The organism is Streptomyces sp. NPDC006476, assembly GCF_040612015.1.
Lineage (GTDB): Bacteria > Actinomycetota > Actinomycetes > Streptomycetales > Streptomycetaceae > Streptomyces > Streptomyces griseorubiginosus_B.
Window position 1 is genome coordinate 262,267 of sequence record NZ_JBEXPK010000006.1, and the last position, 12,241, is coordinate 274,507.

At 69.4% G+C, this 12,241-nt stretch carries 12 protein-coding genes and 2 pseudogenes; 12 read left to right on the forward strand and 2 right to left on the reverse strand.

Annotated elements, in window-relative coordinates; genetic code table 11:
* Positions 1-136: 136 nt before the first annotated feature.
* Complete coding sequence (locus ABZZ74_RS09585; RefSeq protein WP_356762844.1) at positions 137-526, reverse strand: signal peptidase I; 390 nt, start codon at positions 524-526, stop codon at positions 137-139.
* Between the two features lie 77 nt (positions 527-603).
* Positions 604-1,809, reverse strand: a complete 1,206-nt coding sequence (locus ABZZ74_RS09590; protein WP_356762846.1) for a glycosyltransferase — start codon at positions 1,807-1,809, stop codon at positions 604-606.
* A gap of 250 nt (positions 1,810-2,059) precedes the next feature.
* Here ABZZ74_RS09590 and ABZZ74_RS09595 point away from each other — a divergent pair, with 250 nt between their 5' ends.
* The 12 genes and pseudogenes from ABZZ74_RS09595 (at position 2,060) to ABZZ74_RS09650 (ending at position 12,150) form a co-directional block, all read left to right on the forward strand.
* A complete protein-coding gene (locus ABZZ74_RS09595; RefSeq protein ID WP_356762848.1) occupies positions 2,060-2,761 on the forward strand; it encodes an NTP transferase domain-containing protein in 702 nt (233 codons plus the stop codon).
* Positions 2,762-2,872: 111 nt separating this feature from the next.
* Positions 2,873-3,412, forward strand: a complete 540-nt coding sequence (locus tag ABZZ74_RS09600) for an RNA polymerase sigma factor (RefSeq protein WP_356762850.1) — start codon at positions 2,873-2,875, stop codon at positions 3,410-3,412.
* Complete coding sequence (locus tag ABZZ74_RS09605) at positions 3,409-4,209, forward strand: hypothetical protein (protein ID WP_356762852.1); 801 nt, start codon at positions 3,409-3,411, stop codon at positions 4,207-4,209. Before ABZZ74_RS09600 ends, ABZZ74_RS09605 begins: the two co-directional genes overlap by 4 nt.
* Before the next feature lie 49 nt (positions 4,210-4,258).
* Positions 4,259-5,053 (forward strand): ABC transporter ATP-binding protein, encoded by a 795-nt coding sequence (locus ABZZ74_RS09610; protein WP_356762854.1) that lies wholly within the window; start codon positions 4,259-4,261, stop codon positions 5,051-5,053.
* On the forward strand, positions 5,050-6,360 hold the full coding sequence (locus ABZZ74_RS09615) for a hypothetical protein (RefSeq protein WP_356762856.1): 1,311 nt from the start codon (positions 5,050-5,052) through the stop codon (positions 6,358-6,360). Before ABZZ74_RS09610 ends, ABZZ74_RS09615 begins: the two co-directional genes overlap by 4 nt.
* Entirely contained in the window at positions 6,357-6,953 is a 597-nt protein-coding gene (locus ABZZ74_RS09620; RefSeq protein WP_356762858.1) for a hypothetical protein, read from the forward strand. Before ABZZ74_RS09615 ends, ABZZ74_RS09620 begins: the two co-directional genes overlap by 4 nt.
* A 74-nt stretch (positions 6,954-7,027) precedes the next feature.
* Complete coding sequence (locus tag ABZZ74_RS09625) at positions 7,028-7,474, forward strand: MFS transporter (RefSeq protein ID WP_356762878.1); 447 nt, start codon at positions 7,028-7,030, stop codon at positions 7,472-7,474.
* On the forward strand, positions 7,459-7,887 hold the full coding sequence (locus ABZZ74_RS09630; RefSeq protein WP_356762860.1) for a hypothetical protein: 429 nt from the start codon (positions 7,459-7,461) through the stop codon (positions 7,885-7,887). Before ABZZ74_RS09625 ends, ABZZ74_RS09630 begins: the two co-directional genes overlap by 16 nt.
* A 139-nt stretch (positions 7,888-8,026) precedes the next feature.
* Positions 8,027-8,992 (forward strand): alpha/beta hydrolase, encoded by a 966-nt coding sequence (locus ABZZ74_RS09635; protein ID WP_356762862.1) that lies wholly within the window; start codon positions 8,027-8,029, stop codon positions 8,990-8,992.
* 54 nt (positions 8,993-9,046) lie between these two features.
* A pseudogene (locus tag ABZZ74_RS09640) lies at positions 9,047-9,274 on the forward strand (VOC family protein); the annotation flags it as partial.
* Positions 9,220-9,839, forward strand: a pseudogene (locus ABZZ74_RS09645) (hypothetical protein). The pseudogenes ABZZ74_RS09640 and ABZZ74_RS09645, both read left to right, overlap by 55 nt.
* 121 nt (positions 9,840-9,960) lie before the next feature.
* Positions 9,961-12,150: an MMPL family transporter gene (locus ABZZ74_RS09650; RefSeq protein WP_356762864.1), complete on the forward strand. Its 2,190-nt coding sequence runs from the start codon at positions 9,961-9,963 to the stop codon at positions 12,148-12,150.
* Positions 12,151-12,241 lie beyond the last annotated feature (91 nt).

Genomic DNA, 12,241 nt, shown 5'->3' on the forward strand with positions numbered 1-12,241 from the left:
GTGATGCTAAATGTGCTCCGATTAAGCGGTCAACGGTGACCAACGCCACAACCAATAACCGATGGAACCCTGTTTGCGCTCGGCAAGCGACATTAAGGGGTTTGCATGGGATAGCGGACCACACGCGGCCAATGGTTCACTTCGGTCGTTCCTCGCTCTTTCCGTCGGGGACGGCGTATCCAGCCACGGAAGGCCATCGCACGGTGATCACCACGGAGTCCTCCTCGGCGAACCAGGAGTGGTCCACCCCCTGGCCCCACACGACGTAGTCGCCCTGCCGTTCCAGCACCACGCTGCGGCCGGGGAACTCCAGACGAAAGCGTCCCGTGATGAGGACCAGCAGAGCTGTCCGCATCTCGCCCTTCACCCACTGCGCGCGTTGCTCGCCGCGCGCATGGACGCCCCATTTCACCTCGACCGCGTCACTGTGCCGGGGATCGCCCTGCTCCTTGAAGTGCCCGAGCAGCCACCCCCGGTCCATCGCCGCGTCTTTGCCCGCACTGCCTACATACACACCGTCGTCCATGAACGCGAACGCTAGCAATCGAGGGCGCTGTCCCGGCGCTCGGAGTGATCAACCGCGCACCAGCAGACCCGTGCCGGTCACCGCCACCGGTCGACCAACCGATGTGCGGCCACCTCCGCTCCGTCCTTGCGGATACGGCTCCCCAAGGACTCCGCTCGCGCCCGGGTCTCCGGCGACAGAGCGCTTTTGAGCGCGATGCCCAGCGACTCGACGGTCGTGGCCACACCGTCGAGGGCCGCACCGAGATCCAGTGCCGCCACCCGGCCGGCCCAGTACGGGTTGTCCGACAGCTGCAGCGGTATCACCACTTGCGGCGCGCCCGCCCGCGCCGCCGTCAGCGTGGTACCCGCGCCCCCGTGGTGGACCACGGCCGCCACCCTGCCGAACAGACTCTGATGGCTGACCTCGCCGATGGTGAAGCAGTCGTCCCCGTCGTCGACGAGATCCAGGCCCGCCCAGCCCCGGGACACAAGCACGCGGTACCCCAGAGCACGGATCGCCTCGACGGCCATGCCGCCGATGCCCTCGGCCGGGGACAGGCTGCCGAAGCCCACATAGACCGGCGGACTGCCCGCGTCCAGAAACCTCACCAGGTCCGCCGGGAGGGGGCGTTCGTCAGGGAGCGTCCATGCACCCGTCTGTACGACATCGAGGCCGGGGGTCTCCGGCCACAACCCCAGTACGGGATCGGCCGCGAGCCACGGACGGTCGGTGAGGATGTGATCGCGCACGTTGTCCACCGGCGGCAGACCGAGCGCCGCCCGGTGGCGGTTGAGCGCCTCGCCGAACTGCGCGTTGACGTTCTGGGCGTCCACCTCCCACAGGGTCCGGTTGTCGGCGACCTCGGGCTCCGGCCAGCCCGGCCGCGGCGGCGGCGCATGGTGCGGCGACGGCAGGTGGACCGCCGCGTAGCTGACGTACACGTAGGAGATCCCCGCGGCCTCGGCCACGGACCGCGCGCCGACCTGCCCCAGGCCCGCCGCCACCACCACGTCACATCCGTCGAAGGCCGCAGGGAAGGCGGCGAACTGGGTCTCGACCAACTCGTTCCGGTAGCGGGTCAGATCCGTCGCCGACGGCAGGGTCTTGCCGCGCATCAACTCCCGGACAGGTGGCCCGACCGGCACGGACTCCACCCCGATACCCGCCAGCCGCTGGGCGAACTCCTCGTCCGGCGGGGCGCACATCCGCACCGCCACGCCCAACGCCCGTAACCGCACCGCTAGGGCCAGCAGCGGTTCGACATCGCCCCGTGTCCCGTATGTGGACAACAGCACCCGCATGGAGAGTCCTCTTTCGTCGGGTCTTCCGCGGTGGTCACCTCACCTCATCGCGCTTGATCGCTCCGGTCAACTCGACGATTCTGCCTCACAGTTGGACCTTCGGGAGTTACCGGGAGCCGACGTCTCGGTGGCTGCGGTCGCGTGCCGGTGCATGTGATGCCTGAGGTTCGGCGTCGGTCGGCCCTGGGCAGTCTGTGCTCGGCGAGTTGTGCAAGGTCACCCATCGTCCACACGACCGGAGTGCTACGCGATGCAGAGTTCGTCCCCATCCGTACCCGATGTTTCGGTCATCCTGCCCTGTGCCGGATACGGAACGCGTTTCGGGGCTCCCTATCCGAAGGAACTGCACTGTCTGGCTCCCGGGGTCACCGTGCTGGACCGCAGCCTGGAAGCCGTGGTGGAACTCGCCAAGAGCGGACTCAACGTACGCCTGGTCGTCGTGTTCGCAACGCACAAGCTGGAGACGGTGAGTTATCTCGCCCGCTATGCCGGCACCTTCCAGATGGTCTTCGTCTACCAGGACGAGTCATTCGGGCCCGGTCTCGACGGGGCGATCCGCTCCGCACTGCCGATGACCCAGGGACCGGTGGCCCTCGTCCTGCCCGACATCGTTGTCGCCGGGTCGGACACGCCGGGCAAACTCCTCGACGCCTTACGGCAGGTGGAGGTGGCGGGCTGGAGCGTGGTGGCCGCCGAGGAACGGGATCACGACACGCTGCGGCAGATGGGCGCGTTGGCGGTGGCCGAGGCGGGCGGGGTGCTGACCGTGGGGGCGGCCACCGACAAGCCGGCCGATCCCTCGGGCTTCAACGCGTTCTGGGGCATGGTGGCCGTCACGGAGAGCGAGGCGCACAGGCTGCCCGACGTCGTGGGCACAGGAACGAACCCGTTGGCAGGTGCGGTCGCTCTCATGGTCGAGGGAATCGTCAACTACAACACTCCCGCGGGCTGACCTGGCTGTCGCGTAGCGAGGGCTTGGTTCCGTGATGGGCGCGTCTCTTCAGCGGCGAGGCGTGCGAGAACCTGAATGGAAGATCGTTTCGTCTCCCTGATCGTGAAAGGCATGACAGGCCTCGAAGAGGCGGAACTCGTGCGTCGCGTCGCCGACGGTGACCGGGCGGCGTTCGACGAGCTGTATCGGCGTACCTCACCCTGGCTGGCGGTGCGGCTGCGCCGTCGCTGCGCGGACGAGGACGTCGTCGCCGACGTGCTCCAGGAGACCTATCTGGCGGTGTGGCGCGCGGCCGGCAGCTATGCGGGCTCAGTGACCGAGGGCAATGCCGTCGGCTGGCTCTGGACGATCGCTGCGAACCGACTCGTCGACGCCTTCCGTCGGCGCGCCCGTCAGGAGCGGGTGCCGACCGTCTCCTTGCTCGAGACGACCGTTCCGGCCGCCGAGGACGAGGTGATGGCGACCCGCGTCGACCAGAACTTCGAACAGGCGCTGCTGCGGCTGCCGCCGGAGTTGCGGCAGGTGCTGCAGGCCATGGTGCTGGACGACCTGTCGGTGCGACAGACGGCGGTGCTGCTCAGCGTGCCGGAGGGCACGGTCAAGACCCGCGCACGTCGGGCCCGGATCGCGTTGCGGGAGGCGCTGTCATGACTCATCCCACCACCATGCTTCTGGCCCGCTACGCGGACGGCGGCTCGGGGCTCGACGACGCCGCGCTCTGGTCGATCGAGGTCCATCTCGACGTGTGCGCCGACTGCCGTGCGCAACTGGCCGCCCACGCCACCCCTGCCACGAGGGATCTGCTCGATCGTGTCGCCGTCTCGCTCGACCGGGCGCTCGAAGCGAGCCCGTCGCCGGCCCGGCGACGTACCCGCGCAGGGGCCGTCCACCGACGTTGGCTCGCCTGGACGCTGCTGCCATGGCTCGCGGTGACCGCCGCGGTGCTGGGCTGCGGCGTTCTCCTCGACGCCGCCGAACCGAGCCTGCCGTCGCTCGTGCTGCTGCTGGCTCCGGTGGCCCCGCTGCCCGGCGTCGCGGTGGCCTGGAGCCGTCGGACCGATCCGGCCTGGGAACTGATCGCCGCCACACCCGCGGCCGGCCTGGCCATGGTTCTGCGGCGGACACTCGCGGTGCTCCTCGTCGTGCTTCCGGCGTTGCTGGTGGCGGGGGCGAGTACCGGAACCTCGCTGGCTCTCACCCTCCTGCCGTGCCTGGCGTTCACGGCAGCCACCCTCGTGCTCGGCGCCCTCATCGGTGTACAACGCGCGGCGATGGCCCTTGCGTTGACCTGGTGCGCGGCAGTCCTGCTGCCGAGCGTGGCGGCGCGGTCCCTGTCACCGGTACTGCAGCCGGGCAGCACCGTCGTCTGGGCGGTGACGACCGTGGCTCTTGCCGCGTTCACCCCGCTCGCTGCCTCCCCCTTCCGCCGCCTGCGCAGCGGCAACTGACTTTCCGTCAACAAAATCACAGAACCAACAGGACCAACAGGAGAAACCCATGCGGCCGATGAGTGCTGCCGAAACGGCCCCCACCCTTCATCCTTGGCCAGTCCACGCGAAAGGCCTGCGGGTCCGGGCCGGCCGGCATCTGGCCGTCGACGGACTCGACTTGGCGTTGAGCACCGGAGTGCATGGTGTGCTCGGCCCGAACGGCGCCGGCAAGACCACACTGATGCGCGCGTTGTCCACCGTCGTCAAGCCCGCCGCCGGCTCGCTGGCGCTGCTCGGCGCGCAGGCCGAGGGCCGTGCCGACCTGCGCGGGATACGCCGCAGACTGGGGTATCTGCCGCAGCAGTTCGGCTTCTACCCGCGCTTCACCGTCCGCGAGTTCGTTGCGTACATGGCCTGGCTCAAGGAAATGCCGAAGACAGCGATCCCCGACGCCGTGCAACGCGCGATCGACCGAGTGGGTTTGACGGCCAAGGCCGACAAGAAGATGAAGACACTGTCCGGCGGCATGGTGCGCCGGGCCGGCATCGCCCAGGCCATCGTGAACGACCCCGAGCTGCTGCTCCTCGACGAGCCGACCGTCGGACTCGACCCCGAACAGCGTCTCGACTTCCGTGACCTGCTGCGTGACCTGGGCACTGACAGCTGTGTGCTGGTCTCCACCCACCTCGTCGAGGATGTCGTCGCCGCCTGCACCGACGTCATCCTCATGAACGAAGGCCGTCTTCTCTTCCAGGGCACCCCCGACGACCTGATCGCCCGAGGTGGAGAGGGCGACGCGGGCGACAGCCCGGCGGAACGCGGCTACTCCGCCCTCCTGCGCCGGCACCGGAGCAACGCATGAACCGTATCCTCGGCATCGAGTTCCGGCGGTCCGCCGCTCTCGGCGCAGCGTTCCTGATCACCGTCGCCGGTACGATCCTCCTCCAGGCGACCACATCACGCTGGTCCACCGGCTGGATGGCGCTGGCCATGACGCAGCGCGAATACCTCGCGCTGCTCTCGCCCCTCGCGATGGCCGCCGGCGCCTGGCAGTCCTATCGCGTGCACCGGGCCAACGTCGACGAACTGTTCGCCAGCGCGTCCCGCCCGCGACCGCAGCGCATGGTGCCGATCCTGGTCACGACCGGCCTGGCGGTGATCGTCGCGTACCTGGTCACGCTCCTCGCGGCGGCACCACGGATCGCCGACACGGCACGCTACCTGCCGCCGGCCGCGTATGTCGTCGTAGCCGTCGGGCTGGTCGCGATGATGGCCTCCGTCTGGCTGGGGCTCGCCGTCGGACGCCAGGTGCCGGCGCTCGCCACCGCGCCCGCGCTCGCCGTGATCGGCTTCGCACTGCTCATCCTCGCCCCCCATGCCCTTCCGGACGGCGGGATGACGGCGGCGTTCTCCCCGAGCATGGGAATGAGCATTTTCAGCGACTACGACACCGTCGACGACCAAGTCAGCGCCGGTCAGGGGCTCTGGATGGCCGCGATCGCGGGGGCGGCCGTCGTGCTCTTCGCCGTCCAGAACCGTAGGCTCGCGTTCACCGCCCTGGTGCCGCTGGCCATCGGGGCGACCGCCGCGGCCCTGGTCGTCCCGACCGGCGATGCCTACGAGCGCGGGAGGCTCGACCCCGTGGCCCAGGAACTGGTCTGCACCGCCGACGCCCCACGGGTCTGTCTCAGCAGGGCGCACGAAGCGTTGCTTTCCGAGGTCGCCCCAGTGGCACGGCGCGCCTTGGCCCTCCTTTCGAGGACATCGGCCGTCGAGGCGCACGAGGACACCAGCACACTCTTCCCTCCCACCTCACCGAAGTCGCGGGCCGACACCGTGCTGATGAGGATCACGGTGGACCAGCACGGCCACCTCGCCCACCCGGGCCGGCTCGAACAGACCATGCTCACAGGAGCGTTCACCGGCCCACGCAGTTGCGGTGACAGATCGAACTTTCCAGTCGCCACCGCCGCGGCCTTCTGGCTGCTCGACCGGAAGCCGACCGCCGGTCCCGACGGCCTCGAATACGTCGACCCGGACGCCGTCAAGCTCTGGACGGCACTGCGGACCCTGCCGCGGGCCGAAGCCGGAGCCCGGGTGAGCGCCGTCTATCAGGCTGCCCAGAAATGCCGGGTTACGACGGACCTTCTGACCCGAGGTGCCCGATGAGAGGGCTGAAGCTCTACGTCCGCTCACGCCAGGTGCCGGCGGCGCTCGGCGCGGCGACCGCGAGCACCGTCATCGCATGGCTGCTGGCAACCGTCTTCGGCGGCCAGGGCGAGGTCGGGCGGACCGTACTCGTTCTGACGGTCCTGCTCCTGGTCTCCGTCGTCACCACCACCCTGGGCGGCCCCGACGACACCCTGGACCGTACGGCGGCGAGGCCATGGGCAAGTCTGCGGATGTCCCACCTGGCCGGCGCCCTGACCTGCGTACTCATGCTCCTGCTGGTCACGCTGCTGACCGGCACGCGGTTCGGTCCCGTTGGATGTGTGTTCCGTGACGCGGCCGGCCTGCTGGGACTGACCGCCCTGGGGGCGGCAGCGGTCGGCACCGCCCAGTCATGGCTCCTGCCCCTCGGGTGGACACTCGGCGCGGTGGTGTTCCCGGGCATGGGCACGGTGGGGGAGACGCTGACCTGGCAGACGCAGGCCTCCGACAGCCGACCGGCGGCCATGGTCGCGGCCCTTCTCGCCACCGCAGGAACCGCCGCCTACGTCAGCCGAGGCCCACGCCACCGAACATCGCCGGAACCCGTCTGAGCAGAGCCCGTTCGAGGCCGGCTCCTCTCCGGCTCGGTCCCGGGACCGTCGGGACCCTGCTGGGCCTGCAGACCCTGGCGTTCGCGGCCGGCGCGCTCTTCGGGGGCCGGCCGGGCGACCTGTTCGGCCGCCGGAAGATCTTCACCTCCTCCCTCCTGCTCGACGCCGTCGGCGTCCTGCTGCTCCTCATTGCGGCGGGACCGGCTCTCCTGTACGCCGGCGTCCTGGCCACGGGCGTGGCCATCGGTGCCGACCTGCCCGTGTCTCTCGCGCTCGCCAACGATGCGGCACCGCCGGGCAGGAAGGCCACCATGGTGGTGTTCTCCGGCATGCTCTGGCTCGCGGGGATCGTGGCCGTACTCGCCCTGAGCTCCATCATGGGGGCACGGGGCCTTGCGGGCGGCCGGATCCTCTTCGCCCACCTGCTCCTCGTGGCGGTCGTCGTGCTGGCCCCTGCTCGCGACCGGCGGTCGTCGACAAGCCCGCTCGCCACACCTGGTTCGCCGTGGGCTCGGCGTTGATCGTCATCGCGTGGGCGCTGCCTGCCGTGTTCGGCGCCGACAGGTTCACGCTGATCGCCGTGATGCTCCTGTCCGGTCTCGGCAACGCCTTCGCCGGTGAGTCTGTCTACAAGGTCTGGACCCAGGAGCTGTTCCCCACCCTCCTGCGCGCCACCGCCACCGGCGTGACCATGGCCTTCACCCGGGCCGTCACCGGACTCACCGCACTGGGTACGCCCGCCTTCGCCCTGGGCCACACCCGGCTCTTCTTCGGCCTGCTGTTCGGCTTCATGCTGCTCGCGGCGGTGATCGGCCTGGCCTGGGTGCCACGGCTGCCCAAGGCTCCAGGTTTCGGGCAGAAGCCCGTGTCAACGGCGGAGCCCTCGCCGCTCGCCGACGCCCTCCCTGCCGAGCCGACCGCTTCAGCCGCCTGACTCGTCGGCCTGCTCGCAACGATCGGGGGCAGTCGTCGACGTGGCCCTGGACGCTGTCGCCGCCACGACGACATCACCCGGGCCGCGTCGGAAGCCCGCGATCACCGCGGCACCGTACCCGCCATGAGGAGGACCTCCGATGGTCATGCGCCGCCCGCCCTTCGACCGCGAACTCGCCCCTGAGCTCGAGGCGATCCGCGCCTGGCTGCCACCCACGGTGACGCTGGACATGATCGAGGCCGGACGGCGCACGGACGGCCCGTTCCCGCCGCCGACCAACGAGGAGCTGGCCTGCGGCGGACGCTTCGAGGTCGAGGAACGCACGGTCCCTGGTCCGCCGGGCGCGCCGGAGGTGCCACTGCTGATCTGCCGGCCCACCACCGCGACCGAACCACGGCCGATCGTCTACACCATCCATGGCGGCGGGATGGTGGCGGGCTCCCACCGGCTGGGCATACCGCTCGACTGGGCGGAGGAACTGGATCTGGTCGTGGTGTCCGTGGAGTACCGGCTCGCTCCCGAACACCCGCACCCGGCCCCGGTGGAGGACTGCTATGCGGGGTTGCTGTGGACGGCCGAGCACGCCAAGGAGATCGGCGGAGACGCGGACCGCGTCATCCTGGCGGGCGGCAGTGCCGGAGGAGGGCTCACTGCGGCCGTGGCGCTGCTCGCCCGCGACCGCAACGGACCGCAGGCGATCGGGCAAGTACTGATGTGCCCGATGCTCGACGACCGCAACGACACCCCCTCGGCCCACCAGATGGCAGGTGTGGGCGTGTGGGACCGCACGTCCAACGAGACGGGGTGGGGAGCGCTGCTGGGCGAGGCGCGGGGTGGCGCCGATGTCTCCCCGTACGCCGCGCCCGCCCGGGCGGACGACCTGTCCGGGCTGCCTCCGGCCTTCATCGACGTCGGCTCGGCCGAGACGTTCCGAGACGAGGACGTCGCCTACGCGAGCCGCATCTGGCAGGCGGGCGGCATCGCCGAACTGCATGTATGGCCCGGCGGATTCCATGGTTTCGACGGCATGGTCCCGCAGGCCGCGCTCTCCCGGGACGCGAAAGCGGCACGACTGCGGTGGCTGCGCCGGCTGCTGGGCGAGTGACACCCTCGTCGTCCTCTGATCACGGCGGTCCGAAGGTCCTGCTGTGGTGCGCCGATGTCTTCGATCAAGAAGTTCCAGGTGACCTTCGACTGTGCGGATCCCGGACGCGTGGCCCGCTTCTGGTGCGAGGTGCTGGGGTACGTCGTGCCGCCGCCGCCCGAAGGGTTCGCCTCCTGGGGCGACTTCGACCGTTCGCTGCCGCCCGAGCGTCAGGGAACGGCGTTCGCCTGCACCGACCCCACCGGTGTCGGCCCGCGACCTTTCAGCGGGCGAGTCGAAGAAGTGCGCAGCTGACCGAGTTGACGAGCCTGCACGAGCGGATGGCCGACGGCGGCCTTCAGCGCGTCCACCGGGTCGACTTTCACACCGTCACCCTCATCACCGAAGGCAGCGGGGAACACGCCGTCGACTTCGTCACCCACCCCTGCCGCCCGGGCACACTGCTCGGCACCCACGTGCTCTTACGCCAACCTGTCCGCCCTGCTGAGCAGGATGCGCTTCGAGTTCACCCGCCCGGACGGCACCGTGTCCCAGGAGATCCTCCAACTCCTGCTCGCCACCGTCCTGTCGCACATCGACCGGCTGCCGCAGCAGGGGAACGAGGGTGATCCGCACGCGGGCGGCGAGGTCTACGCTCCCGCGCCTTCCACACGGCCACCGGACAGCCCGTCAAACAGGTCATCGACACCCGTGTCGCCCTCCAGGCGCGGCGCCTGCTCGCCCACACCGACGAGCCGGTCGCCGTCATCGCCCCAGCCACACGGGCACGAGCCCGGGCGCCTTCCGCCGCACTCACAACGCGGCCGAATCCCACGAGAGATCTTTCTCCAAGGTCACTACGATGTGACCGAAGACAACCGAGCGACCGGTGCACTGGGGGGAGTGCCCTGCGTGCCGGTCGGGGTCGCCGATGCCAGGGTCCGCTCCCCGGGCTGCGGTGATCTTCCTGCCCCAGGAGGACCTTCCGCATGTTCCGACGTATTGGCACCGCGGTCGTCCGACATCCCGTCTGGACGATCGTGGCATGGCTGATCGCCGCGGTGGCCATCGTCGCCACCGCTCCAAGTCTGCCCTCGAACAGCGACGAGAGCAGTTTCCTGCCCAAGAGTTACGAGTCCATCAAGGCCGCGGACCTGCAGGAGAAGGCGTTCCCCAGCGCCTTCACCCCGTCCGCGATCGCGCTCTACCAGCGCACCGACGGCGGAAAGCTGACCGCCGAAGACAAGCAGGACGTCGCCCGGATCACCACCGAGCTGGGCAACAAGCACATCGACCAGGTGCAGAAGGTCGTCCCCGGCCAGCCGTCCAAGGACGGCAGGTATGACCTGACCCTGGTCCAGATGGACAGCAAGAACGCCGGCCAGCCCAAACAGGCCGACGCCGCCAAGGTGTTACGCGACGACGTCAAACAGCTGGCGAAAGGCACCAACCTGGAGGTGAAGCTCGGCGGGTCGGCGGCACAGGCCCTCGACCAGCAGGACTCCTCCAAGCGCGGTGAGGCGCTGATCGGCATCGGCACGTTCGTGATCATCCTGGTCACGCTGCTGATCATCTTTCGTGCGCCGATCCTCGCCATCCTGCCGCTGATCACCATCGGCCTGGTGTCGGCGATCGCCAACGGTCTGATCGCCTATGCCACCAAGCTGTTCGATCTGCAGGCCAACAGCTCCATCTCGTCGATCCTCATCGTGGTGCTGTTCGGCGTGGGCACGGACTACTTCCTGTTCCTGATGTTCCGCTACCGAGAACGCCTGCGCGCCGGTGACGAACCCAAGCAGGCCATGGTCAACGCGGTCGGGCGGGTCGGTGAGGCCATCGCCTCCGCCGCCGGCGCGGTCATCATCGCCTTCCTCGCGCTGGCGCTGTCCACGCTGGGCTTCCTCAAGCAGATGGGCCCAGCCCTGGCCATCGCGGTCACCGTCACGCTGATCGCCGGCCTGACCCTGATCCCGGCCGTGGTCTCGCTGATCGGGCCAAAGGTGTTCTGGCCCTCCAAGTCCTGGCGACGGGAGCCGGACAACGCCCGGTTCGCGGCCCTGGGCCGGGGGGTGCAGCGCCGCCCGGCGCTGACCGCCGCCCTCTCGGGTCTGATCCTGCTCGCCCTGTCGTCCGGCATCCTCGGCTTCCACGCCACCTTCGACCTGGCCTCGGGCTCCATGCCCAAGACCAAGGAGTCGATGGTCGTCCAGGACCAGATGCAGAAGGCATACTCGGCGGGTGCCGCCGCGCCGACGGACGTCTACCTGTCCAGCACCGACGGCAAGCCGCTGGACAAGTCCGTCTTCACCGCCTACGCGCAGAAGCTCGGCGCGGTGGACGGTGTCGCCTCCGCGCGGATGAACCAGTTGAACAAGGACGGCACGACCGCCGACTTCACGGTCACCCTCAAGTACGAGGCGTCCACGGACAAGGCGATTGACGCCGTCAGCGAGGTGCGCGACGTCGCCCACACCAACGCTCCGGACGGCACCAAGGCACTGGTCGGTGGCATGTCCTCGATCTACAAGGACATCGACACGGCGGTCAACCACGACTACCGGACCGTCTTCCCCGTCGCCGCCGTTCTGATCATGGTCATCCTGGGGCTGCTGCTGCGCAGCGTGGTCGCGCCCTGGTACCTGATCGCCTCGGTGGGTCTGGGCTTCGGTGCCACCCTCGGTGCCACCGTGTGGATCTTCCAGGAGGCACAGGGCAAGTCCGGCCTGATGTTCATGCTCCCGGTGATCATGTATTTGTTCGTGGTCGCGATCGGCACCGACTACAACATCCTCATGATCGCCCGGCTCAGGGAGGAGGCCCGCGAGGGCCGCGAACCCCGGGAGGCGGCCGGCATGGCACTCCGGCACGCCGGGCCGACGGTGGCCGCGGCCGGGTTCATCCTGGCGGCGACCTTCGCCACGATGATGCTGGCCGGCAACTCGCTGCTGACGGAGATGGGCTTCGCGGTCTCCTTCGGCATCGCGGTCGCCGCCTTCGTGATGGCGATGTTCTTCACGCCCAGCCTCACCGCCCTGATCGGACACGCGGCCTGGTGGCCGGGGCACGCCGACCGGGCGCAGGAAGGCGCCGTCCCGGACACCGGATCCATCGATGCCGGACCGGAGTCCGCCGCCAGTGGAGACACCGTCGCCCACGACCCGGCCGGACGCCGTAGCTAGAGATCTTTAACGGTGTGGGTTACGTCGGGTCGTGACGGTTGTCGTGGGCCGCGCTATGCCGGGGGAATGAGGTATCCCGATGGCGGTGGAT